This window comes from Virgibacillus senegalensis (genome assembly GCF_000821245.2).
Taxonomy (GTDB): Bacteria; Bacillota; Bacilli; order Bacillales; family Amphibacillaceae; genus Sediminibacillus; species Sediminibacillus senegalensis.
In genome coordinates, this window is record NZ_LN611424.1 from 147798 (window position 1) to 164752 (window position 16955).

Genomic DNA, 16955 nt, shown 5'->3' on the forward strand with positions numbered 1-16955 from the left:
AGGGATGACGGATATTATGAGTAACCAGCTAACTACACCGATCATTGGCAAGGTAATTGAAATTGTAAAAGAAATAACAGAAAACGATGAGATCACGGAGGCTAATATCTATGATGACTTGGATGAACTGGAAGTAGACTCCCTTGCAGCATTAGAACTAGCTGTAATGATCGAGCGTTTTTACGGATACCAAGTGACCGAAGAGGACCTAGGTCAAGTTGCTAATTTGGCTGATATCGCCTCTCTTATCGAAAGTAAAAAAGAAGATGTGTGATTCGATTTTAAGATTTAGTAGTATTTCCTTCGTAATTCGAGGTGTTAGTAAGGCGTTAAAGCTGAAATATTGCCTTCAAACCAGATCATCAAGATGGATTGAAAGATATGAAAATATCTTCTATGCCTTTCTGAGTGGATGTGCGTATACTCTGCTGAAATCTGATTGGAGTAAGTTTGGTCAGCATATGGAGAGAAAAAATTCTATCTTTTATGTTGGTTTTTCCTTTGAAGGCGCTGCCTTAGGTTTGGGATATAGACTTCGTTCTTCTCTTAAAAGTGGTGAGTTTGAAAAAATGTATAAACGTCTCTCTCCCAAGTATAGGTATCAATATTATGTAGGGCTGGGATGGTGGCTTCATCTGGCATTTAAGAACCAAGCTTTCAAGTATTTCGAAGTCGAGCGTAAACTTGATCGCCTTTACGCTCCGATTCTTTACGATGGTATCGGGTTTAAATTGTCCATCTTTAAATTTGGATTCTATCCTCATAAACTGAGTAAGGCCGTTGAAAGATTGGGAGTGGGATCTGAGCGGAGCAAAGTAGTTTATCAAGGAATAGGGAGAAGCCTTTGGTTCCTTACTCATTTTAGGATAGAAGAAAGTATCCGCAAGATTCAAAGTTTTCATTACTCTATTCAACAAGAAATTTTAAGTGGGTTGGGGATTGCGGTGGCGTATAGCTATCTCGATAATGCTTCTACACCAATAAGCAAAGCAGAAGCCCTGCTTGATGAAACTAGTTTTGTTTCTTTTAAACAAGGTTTAGCGTTTGGATGGAAGGCGAGAAAGATTCAAGATCAGAAGCTTTATGATCAGGCGATTTCTCAACAAGGAATTAGAGATGAAGTGGAAAAATTGGTCTCATTGGTGGATTACACGGAAGAAGTAGCAAACAATTACTACCTTTGGGTGCAACATACACGTAAGGCTATTAAACAATACAAGGAGGACAAGTCTGTTGAATTATCGTAATATTTCAAAAATGATAGTGGTAGCTGCATTAGGTATTAATTTAGCTGCTTGTTCATATGCTGGACAAGCTAAAAAAAAAGAAGAACTTGGATTCCAATTAGCCGATAAAACAGAAGAAACGAATATCTCGTTCACTCATGAAAAACCTTCATTTGACGAAAAGGCCAACAATATTATGCCTTGGCTAACAACCTTAGGTGCCTCTGTATCAGTTGCTGATTTTAATAACGATGGGTATATGGACGTCTTTTTTACTAATTCCCAAAAAGGATCAAGCAATGCTTTATTCCAAAACAATGGAGACGGGACTTTTACGGATGTAACAAAAGAATCGAAACTTGGAAGCATCAATCAAGAAGGTATTTCTACCTCGGCTGTTTGGTTTGATTATAACAATAATGGTTATCAAGACATTTATATTGCCGGTTGGGGACAAAGCAAACTGTTTGAAAATAACGGAGATGGAACCTTTACCGATGTAACGGAGGAATCTAATACGGGTTTTTCAGGAAACGTCGGTAAAGCAATTACACTGGACTATGACCAAGATGGACACCTTGATTTATACTTAGGGAATTATTTTCAAAATGATGTGGACTTATGGAACTTAGAGACTACGAAAATTATGCATAATGATTTTGAACGAGCTGCGAATGGTGGGGAGAACTTATTGTTTAAAAATAATGGGGACGGAACGTTCACTAACGTGTCCGAAGAGATGGGGGTCCATGATAGCGGATGGACACTAGCCCCAGGTAGTGCGGACATTAATAATGATGGTTATCCCGACCTCTATAATGCTAATGATTTTGGGCCAGATACTCTGTATATCAATGATGAAGGAAAAGGATTCAAAGAGGTTGAACAAAATCATGGTATTGGGGATGACACCTATAAAGGGATGAATACTAGTTTTGCCGACTTGTTTCATGAAGGCCAGCTCGGTATTTATATAAGTAATGTGAGCAAGCCGCGCTATATTCTAGAAGGAAATCAATTTTGGTATCCCAATGAGGATGGTAAATACGAAGACAAAGCCGAAGAGCTTGGGATTAATCTAGCAGGCTTTTCGTGGGGAGCTTCTTTTACTGATCTTAATAATAGTGGAGACCTTGATTTAGTGGTAACGAATGGGTTCATATCCGCAAGTGAAGAGGATGATTACTGGTTTGAATTAGGTACCTTAGCTACAACACCCGGAAATATTATTGAGGATACAAAAAATTGGCCAGCTTTTAATGACAAAAGTCTTTCTGGGTATGAAGAAAAGTTCCTTTTCTTAAATGATGGAAATGGAAAACTTACCGATGTCGCTGAAGATGCCCAATTAGACTTCACTTATGACGGGCGAGGGGTAGCGCCGATCGACTTTGATAACGATGGGGATATGGATTTAATATTTGCTAATCAAAATGCCCCAGCAAAAGTATATGAGAATGAAACTACAGATGATTCCAATTGGATCAACTTAGATTTAGAAGGGACGGAAGCTAGTAATCGGGATGCTGTAGGTGCCAAAGTATTATTTACGATTGATGGAGAACAAACACTTATGGAAAGAGATGGGGGGAACGGCTATGCCACGCAAAGAGACCCGCGTCTTCATATTGGAACAGGGGAGAGTGAAGTGGTAGAGAATATAAAAATTACTTGGCCATCAGGAGGTGTCGAGGAATTCAAAAATATTAAAGTGAATCAATTCTTAAAAATTAAAGAAGGAGAAGGAATAATAGGGGAGGAAGAAACATGAGCGAACTATACAAAGTGCTCCACCCATTTACTGCTATGCCAGTAAAAGAGGAATTAAATGTCGATTCCATGGAAAATAAATATCCAATCATGCAGGAAAAAGTACAAGACGAATACGTCACAAGCTTAGACCAGTCGTTTCATAACTTTTCAAATGCTGCTCTTTCCCTGGTAAACAATAACCACCCTGATTTTTTGAACGTCATTATGGAGCAATATAGACGTCTTCCCTCTAGTTTGTTAATAGGGCAAGGACATGATCAAGCTCAAATTTTAGCGGAGAAGTTAGTAAAACTCCATCCTAATATGGAAATGGTATTTTACTCTAATGATGGGAGTGGAAGTATTGAAACAGCAATGAAATTAGTTCGCCAATACTTTCTGCAAGTCGGTAAATATCAGAAGAAAAAATTCTTATCATTGACCGGAGCTTACCATGGAGTAAGTTATGGAGCCTTATCGATGACCGGGTTAGATATGGAATCTTTATACGGACCAATGCTTGAAGGATGTCTCTCAGTTAAGAGTCCTCATGATTTTGAGTTGGAATCAAAAGAAGAAAATGACCTCGCGTCTCTCCAGCAGCTAAGGGAGGTCATTGACAAAGAGGGAGCAGAAAACATAGGAGCCTTATTTATTGAACCCATTCAAGGTGTCAATGGGATCCAACAGTTCTCCGTGTCCTATTTACAGTCATTAAGAAGAATCACGAAAGAACATGATATTTTACTTGTTTTGGATGAGGTAACGACAGGCATTGGGAGAATAGGGGATTGGTTTGCAGATATCAAGCATTCCATAGGGGCTGATTTGGTTGCTACATCGAAGGGATTAACGGCGGGACTTTTTCCTCTCGGTGTCACCCTTATTAGTAAGGAAATAGCTCAAACATTTGTGGGAAATGATTACGGATTCCCTCATGGAAATACCCTAGGAGGTCACCCTGTAGCTTGTGCAATTGCTGTACGAGTGATTGAATATGTGGAAAACCAAAACCTATTAGACAGAGTGGAAAGAGACGGAGATAAGGTTCGAAGGTTCTTAGCATCCTCTTTGAAGTCAAATCCCAATGTCAAAGAAATTAAGGGTGAAGGTTTTATGATAGGTATTGAAGTAAAAGAGGCTCCTGACTTATATGTCAGTCAATTGCTCAAAGAATTTAAGAAGGGAGGGATTTTAGTTTCCTTTTTTAATACGACGATATGTATTTATTTACCGTTAGATATGGATTACTCAACTATAGAATTAGCTTTACAGAAGCTTATCTTAATTATTAATCAAACTAGTTTAGAAGGGCAGGTCCATGCATGATGCAAACCGAGGTTCAATATCCGTGGAAGGAATTCTTTGGAGAAGCTTATTTACAATTTTCTCCTCATATTTTACACGATGAACGTACTAAAGAAGAGATCAAAGGAATTAAACAACTTCTAGCTTTAGATAATCCGTCTACGATTTTAGATCTAGGGTGTGGGCATGGAAGAATATCAATCCCTTTAGCCCAGGAAGGTCATGAAGTGATTGGGCTAGATGGATCGGAAGTATCCCTTGCCCAGGCTAAGCGTCTCTCCCATGAATTAGGCATTGAAAATATAGAGTGGGTCCTTAGTGAAATGAAAAACATGGAATTACCTTTGGATTCATTGGACTATGTACTTAATATGTCCACAGCCATTGGTTATGTTTCTGAGGATGAAGATAGGCAAGCTTTCGAAAGAGTGTATAAGAGGTTGAAACCGGGTGGTAAATTGCTGATAGATACAGAAAATAGAGATTATAAGATCAAAAACTATATTCCACGCTTGTGGGATCAGATGGCTAATCAACCGGTATGGTCTAGTAGGTATTTTGATTGTATTACCGGAAGGTGGGTCGAAGAAACCATGTGGTATCAAGATTCAGTGATGGAAAAAGCAACCTTAGATATACGCTTATATACAGCCACTGAGTTAACAAGCATGTTGAAGAGCTGTGGGTTTGCCATCTCTTCAGTCTTTGGAGATTTAAAGGGGGCGTCTCTTACGATTGACTCTCCTCGTATGATTATTTTAGCAGAAAAGGGAGGATATTAATGACTATTATTAAAGATGTAAACAATGTATGGAAAAAAGGGTTTTTTCACAATTCACAGTTTAAAATGCTCTGGAGAGAAGATGGGAATCAATCATCAACTGAAGCTTTTATTGTTAAATTTGAACCCGGAGGCTTTATTCCTAAACATGACCATCCTGGCAGAGAGTATGCTTATGTACTCGATGGAGAGATGAAAGTTGATGGCGAGACGTTAAAGAAAGGAGATTTTTTGACCGCGGGAGAAGGGGAAATCCATGATGTATCTACTGATACGGGAGTCACCTTTCTAATTATCATCGAAAAACCCATTCATGTGGTGGAAGAGTTTTAAATATGCAAGTTGATTTGATACCACAAAAACCACCTTTTCGCTTTGTAGATGAGGTGGTGGAATATAAAAAAAACCAGTCTTTAACGGCTGCCTTTGACTATGCAAATTATTTAGCCGACTTTCCATTTATCGATAAACTTCCCCCAAGTTTTCTAATCGAAGGGTTGGCCCAATCAAGTGTATTATTTGTTGAGCGAGAGACCTCTCCATTAGAAGAGAAGGAGATTCCTATTTTAGGAACAATCGATTTTGATTTTGTAAAAGAACCTAGAGGCGGAGAAGATAAGGTTTACTATTTTATAGAACCTATGAAGGTTTTTTCTAAGCATTGTCTTCTAAAAGTATCGGCTTTGGAAAATCAAGAAATCATTGCTACGGGAAGAATAAGTGTCGCAAAAGTTATTCAGGAGAGTGGTTAAATGAACTCAGAAGTGCCATTGGCCAAAAGAGAGCTATTTACAGAGAGATATTTTCAATTATATGCTAACTCCACGGTATACACGTCTAAACTTATTTATGATCTTCTAGACCGAACTCAATTAAAAAAACAATCAGCTTTCACTTTGCAGGAGGCTATCCAACAATTTGGATGTAAGGACGAATTTGTTCCTTCGTTGTCTTGGATCTTAAATTTTCTGGTAGAAAATGAATACCTTGTATATGATCAATCCAAGTATAGGTTTTCTCAACCGGAGCCTCATTTTCCGGAACGCCTTCAGGAGTTAACCCCTACTTACGAGTTATTGGACTTTGTTCAGGAACACTGGCTTGATATTATTTCAGGGACAAAAGATCCAACTCGGCTTTTCTTTGGCTTTAAAGGAGCTTTACTATGGGAAAACTATTTTTCAGAAAAAAATGAGCTCTATCACATTCACAATGAATGGTTAGTGGATGAAATTTCACCCTCTGTCCATAAGAATAGTGAAATCTTAGAATTAGGGACAGGGTTAGGATCCGGGAGTCGTCTAATTGTTGAGGATCCTCTGTTAAGTAAAAATATCACAACTTATTTTATTTCGGATATTAGTCCATATATGGTACGCAAAGTAAAGAGAAATCTGAATTCTGAGAATGTTACTATTCAATCTAAGGTCTTGGATTTCAATTTCCCTCTTATATCTCAAGATGCGGCATTTGAGTATTGTGATTACGTTATATCCATCAACGCATTACATTGTGCAAAAGATATCCCTACTTCATTAGATTTTATTTATGACATTCTAAAACCTAATGGAAGGCTTATCCTCTCTGAATGTATAAGAGGAGAGGGACATATGTATCCACACCAAGAGTTCATTTTTAATCTTCTTCCGGATTATAGAAGAGAGAACCTCCAGCCAGGAGAGGGGTTACGAGGGTTTCTCACTGAATCTGAATGGAAAGAGCATTTCAGAGATTCTAAATTTGGGGAAGCGAAAGTACAAATCAATGATGGTGAGGTCATTTTAGGTGCAATTATCGAAGGAAGGAAAACAAATTGAGCTTCATGTTTTAAATCGAAAAAAACCATGGAGACTAATTGATACTGTGATTAATCAAGAGTCTGACAGGGTTGCTTACCAGAAGTTTGTAAGTCACAGTGACTTCTTTCTCATTGGTCACTTTGAAGAAAAGAGTGTTTATCCAGGAGTAATACTCGTGGAATCTATTTTGCAGGGAATTGAAATCTTCTTTCAAACAAAAGCAGAGGAACTAAGAAATCTTAAATCAAAATTTCATAAAATTGTAGAACCTGGAAGTATTATCACCTTTTCGATTACCAAGCACATCCTGTCTTCCCGCAGGATAAAATTTTCAGCTGTTGCTTCAAACGAGAGGAATGAACAATGTGTGACTTTCTCATGTATTAGGACTTTAAAGGGTTAATAAAACAACAATCCACCATAAAAAAAGACAAGAAATGGAGTAACAGGTTCTCTTATAATGAATGTAACCTTGGCCAAGGTAAACATAATCTTTAGGAGAGTGAAATCATGTTCAAATCTCTAATGAAAAAAGTTGAGATGTCTTTACCTACTTCAAATAGTAGCACTACTTTAGAACTTACCGATGGAAGAGCGGAAAAATTGGAATTTACTCAAGTAAAGCCTACTAAATTTACTGTATCTGACTCAGAGTTCTCATTGAAGAGTGGGGTCAATATTGATATTGAGATTCAAGGGGTTCATTTAGAAGCCACTTCTAAAGAACTATGGCCTGGTCAAAAAGTTATTGTAAAGGGTGGAATTGAAGCTGGTGAAGCTCCAATGAAAGCTTCTGCTAAAATTCCTAAAGGGAAAAATATCAAAGACGGAGTAGACGGAGAAAGCTGGTTATATTGGACAGTTGAAACACCGGATGGAGTTATGAAGAATCAAAAGCCTATTCACATGGAAGGGAAATTGTACAATCTACCTCCAACCGGTACTGTATTTACTAGCCCGGAATTGGTTTCTCTATATGATTTGGAAGGAAACCATAAAGGGACTATTTATAACTGCGCTCAAGCTAACTAATCCTAAAAGGAGGGCATGAAAAATGTCCTCCCCTTTTACATAAAGGAGGGTTTTTGATTGTACGACATCATCATAGTGGGGGCCCGGTGTGCTGGAGCCTCTCTTTGTATAAGATTAGCCGAACTAGGTTATCGTATATTAATTTTAGATAAAAGCCATTTTCCAAGCGATACAAATTCTACTCACATATTCGGAGAAATTTATTTCTTTGAGCGTTACAACATCAAGGAGCGATTAACGGCAGTTCCCTCACCAGATATTAAACGAATGAGAGTGGATCTTGAGGGAAGTGTTTTTGAGGCCGATATTATGATGACGGACCGAGTAACTACGATGCGTCGGATTGAGCTTGATCAAATGCTCGTTCAAAGAATGGAACAGTATGATAATGTCACTTTCGTAAAAGAAGCATCTTTTGTGAAGGCTATTAAGAATTCAGAGGTTAGTCATAGAGTTTCTTATATTAAAAGTAATAAAGAATTTTTTGAGGAAGGGAAGGTCATCATTGGGGCAGATGGAAAATATTCAAAATTTGCAAAGAATTTTGCAGCCCCCATTGAGCATAAAACCGAAAGTCAACCGCCTGCTTTTTATGGGTACTTTTCAAGTGTCAAACCACTAACGCCACCTTGTGTTGAATGGTATGTCGCTGATAGTCACATTTGTATTTGCACCCCGACGAACAATCATTTACATACGGTATTAATAACTCCTTTAATTGATCAAAATGACTGGGCAAAGCAGCCTCGAGAAAAATTCATGAGTACATTACCGAAATTTAGCAATTTATACTCAAGGTTTTCCTCCATGGATGAAGAAGTAGTTATTAAAGGAATAGGTAAAAGAGAAATGTATATAAAAAAGGCTTTTGGTGACCATTGGGCCATTGTTGGAGATGCACTTGGTTGGGTACATCCTATATCCGGAAGTGGAATGGATGATGCTTTCTTAGGTTCGGAATTATTAGCACAGTCTCTTCATCACTATTTTCAAGGATTGGATGAATGGCAAAATGTCATGGAAAATTATGAAACGGAAATAAAAAAGCACCTTCTTTCCCAGATTAACCGTGTGTTAACCACATTTGAAACCTTTAAGCATCCTATTCCTCACAAACAATTGGAATACGTAAATCTTTTTTGTACGTATCCAAGCTTAATTCATAGATTTGGCTCTCATTCTAGTGAAACGATCAGAGAATTGGACGAACGTTTTTATCATTTGTTTTCTACCATTTTACAAACGTAAAGGAGGAGTACCATGATTAATTATGATTTGAGTAAAACTGTAAATAGAACATATATAGAGGCTTCCATTGAAGATGTATGGTGGCTAGTGGTAAGTCCAGAGGGTTCAAACAGTTATCAAAGTGATTACTGTACGACTACAGGAGATCCTATTAATCCTAAACCTAGGGATAAGTACTATTATCTCTATGGTGATATAGAAAATCATTCAGTTGTAGTGGAAGCTATTAAACCTTATTACTTTAGATTAGCAGATGAATATAAGTCTCTTTTACCTGATGGCGAAGAGATTGTTTATAACCTCCAGACGACCTATACGCTTGAAGAAATGGAGGATTCTTTTGTTCGACTAACCATTGAAATTGAGGGGTATGACAGCCAAACCACCCTTGGTCGCTGGATTAGAGATTGTATGGAGCATAGCTGGAGACGGGCTATGATGAATATTAAAACAGTGCTTGAAATTGGGTTAGACCTTCAAGAGCAATTTTTCACATATCCCAAAATAGGGGTCACCATTGCCACGAACAACGAGCTATATCACACGGAAACCAATAATGGTGTCTATGTAAGAGAATGTTATCCAACCGGACCCGCCTTTGCTAGTGGTCTTAAACAGGGAGACATTATCTTAAAACTCTCTGGAAAAGAAGTAAATACCTACGAAGAGTTTGTTAGAGCAATTTGCTTATTGAATAAGGGAAGTGATGTACAGATTGAGTTTTCTAGAAAGGGCGAAATCCACACCATTACAGTTCCCTTTAGCTACGACTCCTTGTTCACAGGGATTATCGATTCAGATGGTGCCTCTAGCTTTAAGGATTTAAGGGATCAAAGGAAAATAGAAAGAGTGAAAATAAGCGAATCATACACTAAGTAAAAAAACAATCTTTGAAAAGGGGGGCTTTTTATCTCTTCTAAGAGAGGAATTTTACAAAATAAATGGTATCTTATCTATTTCTTCTCTTCCGTTGTTTCTAATTTAGGGAACCAGATTTACTTGCTGGCTATCCCTTGGCTTATTTTGGAGATGACGGGGTCTGCCTTATCCATGACTATAATGATGGCTGTGGAACTTGTACCTTATATATTGTTAGGTCCATTTCTAGGCTCTTTAATTGACCGAATTAATCGAAAAACAGTTATTATCGCCTCAAATATTATGCAGTTTCTGTTGGTCTTGTCAATTCCAATTGCGAGCTACTTTTTTACTATCGGAAGCCTTTACCTTTATGTGATAGGTTTTGTTCTCGCTATATTTGCTTTATGTTATGATATTGTCTCCGATTTTGGCATCATTCCTAAATTAGTAAATAAAGATAATTTAACTGCTGCTAATTCGCTGTATCAAGGAATGAGCAAAATCACTGATATTGGCGGTCCTGCGATTGCTGGTACGTTAATTGCCGTTTTAGGAGCAAACAATGCCTTAATTGTGGATGGTGTGTCTTACTTATTTACTTTGGCAGTGTTGATCATTTTGCCTGTCAACTTAAACAGTACACCAGCTCAAGTGGCTGAAGGAGCTGAAGATACTGAGGAACAGGAAACCACTTCTTTCATTCGAGAAATGGTGAAGGATGTAAAAGAGGGATTCTTATTTATTTTAAAAAGGAATATCCTTTGGGGAGCCGCCTTCGCTGGTGCATTAATGAATTTGGGATTAGGCGCCTCTTATCCTATTATTACGTACTATCTAGGAAGCGAACAGGGCCTTCCATCTTCAACAGTTGGGGTATTCTTTGGCGTAGCTGGTGTGTTTGCAATCATTGGGGCCTCTCTAGCTTCTTATCTATCCAAGAAATTAGAAATGGGCTTAGCTATATTTTACGTAATTATTTTTACTACGATTGCCGCCTTTGGGATGTACCTTTTTACTCAAAATTGGATTCTAGTTATGGTCACATATGCAAGCTTAAATGCAGGCATGACGATCTTCAATATCTATACCTTTACATTAAGACAAAAAGAAATCCCAGAAGAAATGATAGGACGGGTTAACTCGGCTTATCGAGTCATCCTTACTGTTCCTTTTCCTCTCTCAGCTTTGGGACTTGGGTGGTTAGCCGAACAGTATAGTGTTAGCTTAGTGTTTTTAATCATTGGTATCTGTATGGTGTTTTCCACTTTATTTATTCTTGTTTCAAAAATTTCTGCTTATAAAGAATCTAAATCAGCACAATTTGCAAGTTAAGGAGTGGTGTATATGTCAAATGTCGTCAAAAGAATTGATACGGTATTTCTTCAAGTATCCAATCTAGAGCGTGCGGTCCAATGGTACAAAGAGGTGTTTGATTTGGATACGGTTTTCGAAAGTGATGGAAGTAATGACCGTTATACCGTATTACAAGTAGGAGAAACTCCTATTACTCTTATGGAAAATAAAACAGTGAATAATGAATCGTTAACCCACCCTATTTTGTATTTTTTCTCTGATGATATTGATAGCGCCCATGATAAAGTGAAAAGTCATTCAAAAGATTGTAGTGATGTAACTCTCGAAGATGGTGTGAACTTTTTTGAATTTAAAGACTTAGATGGAAATCCATTAGGGATTTGTAATTTTTCAGAATAGAAGAACGGAGCGCTTAAGAGCGCTCTGTTTTCCTTGTATCCCCCTTTTTCACAAACACAAACTTATACATTTGTGTTTGTGACAACCCAATATATGATATATAAGAGCTTGAAGTCCAGGAGAAATTGTTTAGATATTCTTTCTTCATTCGTTTATAACCGTGTTCGTCGAAGAAACAACGGGACTGTGAGTGAATGCTTTTCCTAATTCAAACCGAGGCATATTGATATAAAAGACTTCAATGCGATTAGAGATAGCGTTATAAGTTTCGTGATATATACCAACTGATTTATTACTCTGGACTCTTTTGTTGAATTTCCTCCAGGTAGTCGTATCCTTAGTGTACGTTAAAAGTTCTTGTTCTGTTCGCAAATATTGAATGAGTAAAGATGCCCTTTAAAGATAAACAGCCTCTTCGTTGCGGCTTGCCTTTGTAGTTAATAGTCATAGTGGTGCTTCTCACCAATTAACTTTAGTTTTCTTCAAGAACTTTTATGCCGGCCGCCGAAAGAAAATCCGACACTTGAGGACCTGCTTCGTTCCTGGTTCGAATGGGGATTGATTACAGACATCTTTCCTCCGATACGTTAAACCGCCCAAGGCTATATTAAAGAAAACGGTAAAGTCAAAAGTTAAAAAGAGAGAGACAGCAAGAAACTGTCTCTCTCTTTTTGTATGTTTAGTGTGTTATTTAAAAACTTACCGCTTATTCATCTCATTCGGATGCGGGCCTTTCCTTCTATCCAAGTTAAGGCTATTGATGCTTTCCATTTCTTCATTGGTCAGTTCGAAATCAAAAACATCAAAGTTTTCTTCGATACGGGAAGGTGTAACGGATTTAGGAATAACAATGGTGTTGTTTTGCAGATGCCAGCGCAGCACTGCTTGAGCTGGTGTTTTGCTATGGGCTTCTGCAATGTTTTTGATGACATCGTCTTTTAGAATTTCTCCGCCTTGTTCTAATGGGCTCCATGCTTCCACAAAGATGTCATGCTTTGCAGCGAACTCCTTGATCTCGTTTTGGGCAAGATGTGGATGGCATTCGATTTGGTTTAGAACAGGTTTTACGTCGCATTCGTCTAGCAGCCGTTGTAGATGTTCAATTTCAAAGTTACAAACGCCGATTGCTTTGACACGGCCTTCCTTATAAAGCTTCTCCATCGCTTTATACGTTTCTACGTAATCATCAAATTCTGGTGTCGGCCAGTGAATTAAATATAAGTCAACATAGTCCAGGCCAAGTCGTTCCAAGCTTTCATCAAAAGCACGCAAGGTGTTTTCGTAGCCTTGATCGCTATTCCACACCTTTGTCGTGATGAACAAATCTTCTCTTGGAATGGCTGAGTCCTTAATCGCCTTTCCTACACCTTTTTCATTTTGGTAGATCATCGCGGTGTCGATAGAGCGATAACCAACTTCAAGAGCCTTCGCTACAGCTTTTGTTGCTTCGTCGTTTTCTACTTGCCATACCCCGAATCCGAGCTGTGGCATTTTTAATCCATTGTTTAATGTAATATAGTTCATTGGCTAACTCTCCTTTCTTCTTTAAGGTAAAACTTTTCTGAAGGGAATGCAATTAATCTACCCGGAAGGTGTAATCAATATACCTGAGGTTAACGGTAAACCCGGCTTTACTGATAATTAATAATCGCCGGATTAGGATCCAGCTTCAATACATCTTCTGCACTCAACACAGGTTCATCTTTTTTATAAAAGATCTTAAATCCGCCGTATTGGACAGCTTCATTTCGCACAAACTTGCGATAGAGAGACATCTTCGTTGATGAATTACCCCATCCATCATAATTCAAGGCTACTTCTACATTTTCGGTCGGTTGGATGGCTTCTTTGTTTGTTAGTGCTCCGTCTGTGAACTGGTGGACAAGAACGATTTTATCCGGCAAGTTATGTGCCTCCACCATTTCCGTCAGGTAATCCACCGCTTCTTGTATTTCCGCTCCGTTAACTTGGCCTAAGTCAATACCCGGCGTTTCCCCTTCTTTTACATGGAATTCTGTATCGATAGCCAGGTGGACGTAAGGGAGCTTCAGCCATTTCTCCAGTAACTTCACTTGATTCAAAACAGAGTCGGTTCCAAGCTGGACATCCAACATCAATAACGCATCGTTTTCTTTGGCAAGTTTGGCATATTCGTCGATTTGCTTTGGTGAAGTCATGTGAAAGTATTTCCCTTCAGGGCCGGGATCGCGCTGTGCTACCGTCGAAATCAGCTCGATCGTCGGAATGGCTGGACGGGACGGGTCTGCATCGGAGTATTCCTGTGCCTGCTCTTTTAATTTTTTCATAAGTTCGTCGGGTTCCATTTCCCCTAGTATGCCCATATCGGTAGAGTTCGGGTGACCATAATAGGCTACGAGTCTATGATCCTTTAAAGGCCCGTCGGTTCGATCCTCGGCCCCTTGTACCAACGTTTCGCCAACTGGAACCATTCTCTCCCGAGTATCTCCGTGGGCTTGTGCCTTTGGCATCTGTGCAAGCTCCTCTTCAGACAGCTTCTCCTTGAGAGGCTTGGCATCTTCAGCAGGTTCTAACGGTTCATAAGGCTGAGGGGGTTGTTTTTCTTCTTCTTCCGGTTGTTCTTTTTCCTCTGTTTCGTTATTTTCTTCCTTTTTGTCTGAAGTGCCTTCTTCCGTTTGCTTCTCCTCGTTTTCTCCTTCGTTCTCGCTGTTTGTAGAAGTGTTTTCCGAACAAGCGACAAGGAACAAAATAAGGAGTAAGGAAAGCAAGGTTAATTTCTTCATGTTGTTCACGTCCTTATGTAATGTTTTTCTTCTTCTATGATTCTATCCTTTTCCCTAACTTCCATAATTTTAACAACAAATACGTTTATTTTGCAGAAGGATTTTCAAGAGAAATCGTTTTTGATTCTAACGGCCCAAGACAGAATGGAGGTTAAGAATCCTTTATCATTACTTTTACATATATATTTCAATTCTATTAAAACCTCCAAAAGAGCTGGCAAACTATTCGATACCTATAGCAGATAAAACATAGGAGGTTTTCACTATCAAATACTTAACATTAGCTACATTACTAACTTTAGGATTATTTTTATTCGCGAGCGAAGTGTCTGCAAGCAGTAAGTACACTGTGGAATCAGGCGATGTACTATCGGAAATTTCAATGAAACATAACGTGAGTGTAGATTCATTGCTGGAGTTTAACGCTTCTATCACGAACCCGGATATTATTTTTACCGGTCAGACAATCACCATTCCAGACGCAAAGGGAGAAACCTATAAAGTATCTGCTTATACGGCAGGCTATGAATCAACCGGAAAACAACCAGAAGATCCGGGATATGGCATTACAGCATCCGGAACGGAAGTAGAGGAAGGCCGAACGATCGCCTGTCCATCGTCCTTCTCATTCGGTACAAAAGTTTATATTCCGTACTTTGATAAGACATTTACCTGTGAAGATAGAGGAAGTGCTATTACAAAAGGACGTTTGGATGTTTACATGGAAGATGTAGAAGATGCATTAGAGTTTGGCGTAAAGGAATTGAAAGTGTTGTACTAAATAGAAATCGAAGCAAGTCCCTTTCTGATTAAGAAGGGGGCTTGCTTTACGGTTCTTATAATGATTGGAATGCATTAATTAGTCATCGTTTCAAACTACGATTCTTCATATGCTTTAATAAAGAATCCTTTCTAAAATACCCTCTCGTTTAATAAATCTTATTTCAACAATAAAACCGCTTAATTTTCATCATCTTCGTTTAGTTTTTTCCATTTATGGTATTTTGATAGATAATATATTGGTATATAATGTAAGTGTTGCGTGAAAAGGATATTTCCTGAATTGGAAGATTGTGTAGGTGTAAGGGCATAATGCTTTAGTCCGTTGACATCCGATTTTCGTGTGCTAAGTTGTGAGTACAACAGGAAAGGAATGATGGAATGAAAAAACAAGTAAAAATTATGTGCTGGACTCTTGTATTGCTAGGATTCGTTCTGTTGCTAACAGGGTGTGGCAGTTCGGATGAAGAATCAGAAACAGACCCTGCAGAAAATGATTCCGCTATCGAATCGGAAGAAAAAGCGGACGACCAGGAAGAAGAGGGGGAGGTTTTAGATTCCTCGACTGATTCAGGAGAAACTGCGACGGATGATTCGGATAACACTTCTTCAGATGAAACAAGCGACGAAAATTCCTCCAACAACTCTGAAAGCGAAGATCAAAACGATCCATTGGCCGAGTTTTCTTCTCAGGAAATCGAATATGCCAGAGTATGGCTCCAGCTTGGTCCCAATCAAGAAATTGATGAATTGAATGTTCATCGTATACCAGCCGGAGAGCTAATCAATCCTAATGATGAGACAAGCGCTGCCTATCCGGAGGATGTTATCCAGCTGGCAGGTTCCAGATTAGTGGATGGATCTGTTACATATAGCAGCAATGGAGATGGAACGATCAATGTATATAAGGTTCCTTTACGCTGGGATAGCGGTGATCCTAATGTGGATGAAAATTACATGAAGGAATACACACAGGAAATCATCGATGATACAGAGGAAGTATACGTGGAGCCAGGGGACGATGAAGAAGTCAAACGGCTTATTGGTATCATGAATATTCACTAATTGTCAGCTGTTTTTCATTTGATAGTTCACGGGCGTTAAGTGAGCTATCTTTTTGAAATCATAAAAATTCAAGCATGCTAGAGAATTTGATTGGCATACCTTCCTAGTGAGTAGTGGATCAAGGATAGGTGTTATCTTATAATGGGGGAGAAACATTTGGGTAACCGATGGAAATCGTTCCTTTCTGGAATGTTAGGTGTAATCGTAGGATTGATGATAGGGGATATAGTTAGAGGGGAAGCGGTTGAGTGGTTTGGAGCTTTTGTCACGTTAGTTTCTTTACTATTGCTTTTTATATTGGGTGTGCGTTTATATAAAAAAGATGAATAAGAAAACTGGTAGGAGCAAAAAAAGCTCGAAAATCCTTTTCTTTTTTGGTGGCTGTACAAAGGAGAAATGGTGAGTAGTTCTAACAAAAAACGTTAGGAGTATAAGCAATGGAATTTCGTTTCTTATATAAGGATGCTGAATACGTAAAAAACACGATTAGAAGCATTCACCTTTATGAAGAACCTGTGATCAATTTATTGCCATTACTAAGCTCTAACGGGTTGAACAGTTGAAAAAGAAAAGTACAACAAAAGGGGCGGGTTAGTAGCTTAATTTGAGAGAAGGCGGAAGGTTTCTA

General features: G+C 38.6%; 21 protein-coding genes and 1 pseudogene. 19 read left to right on the forward strand and 3 right to left on the reverse strand.

The annotated features are described in order from the left end of the window. Positions 1-16 precede the first annotated feature (16 nt). The 14 genes from BN1067_RS05030 (at position 17) to BN1067_RS05095 (ending at position 11720) form a co-directional block, all read left to right on the forward strand. Positions 17-274: an acyl carrier protein gene (locus BN1067_RS05030; RefSeq protein ID WP_053217796.1), complete on the forward strand. Its 258-nt coding sequence runs from the start codon at positions 17-19 to the stop codon at positions 272-274. Next, complete coding sequence (locus BN1067_RS05035) at positions 267-1247, forward strand: DUF1702 family protein (RefSeq protein ID WP_053217797.1); 981 nt, start codon at positions 267-269, stop codon at positions 1245-1247. Before BN1067_RS05030 ends, BN1067_RS05035 begins: the two co-directional genes overlap by 8 nt. Further along, on the forward strand, positions 1234-2997 hold the full coding sequence (locus tag BN1067_RS05040) for a CRTAC1 family protein (RefSeq protein ID WP_110943326.1): 1764 nt from the start codon (positions 1234-1236) through the stop codon (positions 2995-2997). Before BN1067_RS05035 ends, BN1067_RS05040 begins: the two co-directional genes overlap by 14 nt. Beyond that, complete coding sequence (locus BN1067_RS05045) at positions 2994-4307, forward strand: aminotransferase family protein (protein WP_053217798.1); 1314 nt, start codon at positions 2994-2996, stop codon at positions 4305-4307. Before BN1067_RS05040 ends, BN1067_RS05045 begins: the two co-directional genes overlap by 4 nt. After that, the gene (locus tag BN1067_RS05050) at positions 4304-5068 is read left to right on the forward strand and encodes a class I SAM-dependent methyltransferase (protein WP_053217799.1); all 765 of its coding nucleotides are present in this window, start codon (positions 4304-4306) and stop codon (positions 5066-5068) included. The genes BN1067_RS05045 and BN1067_RS05050 overlap by 4 nt, the downstream gene beginning before the upstream one ends. Beyond that, positions 5068-5400, forward strand: a complete 333-nt coding sequence (locus BN1067_RS05055; protein WP_053217800.1) for a cupin domain-containing protein — start codon at positions 5068-5070, stop codon at positions 5398-5400. Before BN1067_RS05050 ends, BN1067_RS05055 begins: the two co-directional genes overlap by 1 nt. 2 nt (positions 5401-5402) lie before the next feature. Next, positions 5403-5819, forward strand: coding sequence for a hotdog family protein (locus tag BN1067_RS05060; protein WP_053217801.1), 417 nt, complete (start codon positions 5403-5405; stop codon positions 5817-5819). Beyond that, entirely contained in the window at positions 5820-6884 is a 1065-nt protein-coding gene (locus BN1067_RS05065) for a class I SAM-dependent methyltransferase (protein ID WP_053217802.1), read from the forward strand. It begins immediately after the preceding gene. After that, entirely contained in the window at positions 6853-7269 is a 417-nt protein-coding gene (locus tag BN1067_RS05070) for a hotdog family protein (protein WP_053217803.1), read from the forward strand. The genes BN1067_RS05065 and BN1067_RS05070 overlap by 32 nt, the downstream gene beginning before the upstream one ends. A gap of 107 nt (positions 7270-7376) precedes the next feature. Then, a complete protein-coding gene (locus BN1067_RS05075; RefSeq protein ID WP_053217804.1) occupies positions 7377-7898 on the forward strand; it encodes a hypothetical protein in 522 nt (173 codons plus the stop codon). A gap of 57 nt (positions 7899-7955) precedes the next feature. Then, positions 7956-9146: an NAD(P)/FAD-dependent oxidoreductase gene (locus BN1067_RS05080; RefSeq protein WP_053217805.1), complete on the forward strand. Its 1191-nt coding sequence runs from the start codon at positions 7956-7958 to the stop codon at positions 9144-9146. A 12-nt stretch (positions 9147-9158) separates the two neighbouring features. Further along, positions 9159-10025 (forward strand): PDZ domain-containing protein, encoded by an 867-nt coding sequence (locus BN1067_RS05085; RefSeq protein WP_053217806.1) that lies wholly within the window; start codon positions 9159-9161, stop codon positions 10023-10025. 48 nt (positions 10026-10073) lie between these two features. Then, positions 10074-11339 (forward strand): MFS transporter, encoded by a 1266-nt coding sequence (locus tag BN1067_RS05090; protein WP_267893608.1) that lies wholly within the window; start codon positions 10074-10076, stop codon positions 11337-11339. A gap of 12 nt (positions 11340-11351) precedes the next feature. Then, positions 11352-11720, forward strand: a complete 369-nt coding sequence (locus BN1067_RS05095) for a VOC family protein (RefSeq protein WP_053217808.1) — start codon at positions 11352-11354, stop codon at positions 11718-11720. 144 nt (positions 11721-11864) lie between these two features. Here the strand turns inward: BN1067_RS05095 and BN1067_RS05100 are convergent, their stop codons facing one another. Further along, positions 11865-12101, reverse strand: a complete 237-nt coding sequence (locus BN1067_RS05100) for a monooxygenase family protein (RefSeq protein ID WP_110943328.1) — start codon at positions 12099-12101, stop codon at positions 11865-11867. Between the two features lie 117 nt (positions 12102-12218). On the opposite strand from BN1067_RS05100, the pseudogene BN1067_RS20090 reads away from it, so the two are divergent. Then, positions 12219-12302 (forward strand): annotated as a pseudogene (locus BN1067_RS20090) (hypothetical protein); the annotation flags it as partial. A 117-nt stretch (positions 12303-12419) separates the two neighbouring features. Here the strand turns inward: BN1067_RS20090 and BN1067_RS05105 are convergent. Both BN1067_RS05105 and BN1067_RS05110 read right to left on the reverse strand, forming a co-directional pair. Then, positions 12420-13244 carry an aldo/keto reductase gene (locus BN1067_RS05105; RefSeq protein ID WP_053217810.1) on the reverse strand — a complete coding sequence of 275 codons (825 nt, stop codon included), beginning with the start codon at positions 13242-13244 and terminating at the stop codon, positions 12420-12422. A 107-nt stretch (positions 13245-13351) separates the two neighbouring features. Beyond that, positions 13352-14482, reverse strand: a complete 1131-nt coding sequence (locus BN1067_RS05110; RefSeq protein ID WP_053217812.1) for a hypothetical protein — start codon at positions 14480-14482, stop codon at positions 13352-13354. Positions 14483-14864: 382 nt separating this feature from the next. Here BN1067_RS05110 and BN1067_RS05115 point away from each other — a divergent pair, with 382 nt between their 5' ends. The 4 genes from BN1067_RS05115 to BN1067_RS20380 all read left to right on the forward strand — a co-directional run bounded on the left by BN1067_RS05115 (position 14865) and on the right by BN1067_RS20380 (position 16890). Beyond that, complete coding sequence (locus BN1067_RS05115; protein WP_234400631.1) at positions 14865-15263, forward strand: 3D domain-containing protein; 399 nt, start codon at positions 14865-14867, stop codon at positions 15261-15263. 380 nt (positions 15264-15643) lie between these two features. Then, positions 15644-16327 (forward strand): hypothetical protein, encoded by a 684-nt coding sequence (locus BN1067_RS05120; RefSeq protein ID WP_053217814.1) that lies wholly within the window; start codon positions 15644-15646, stop codon positions 16325-16327. Positions 16328-16468: 141 nt separating this feature from the next. Further along, positions 16469-16657, forward strand: a complete 189-nt coding sequence (locus tag BN1067_RS05125) for a hypothetical protein (protein WP_053217816.1) — start codon at positions 16469-16471, stop codon at positions 16655-16657. A gap of 107 nt (positions 16658-16764) precedes the next feature. Further along, positions 16765-16890, forward strand: a complete 126-nt coding sequence (locus BN1067_RS20380) for a hypothetical protein (protein WP_267893596.1) — start codon at positions 16765-16767, stop codon at positions 16888-16890. Positions 16891-16955: the final 65 nt, after the last annotated feature.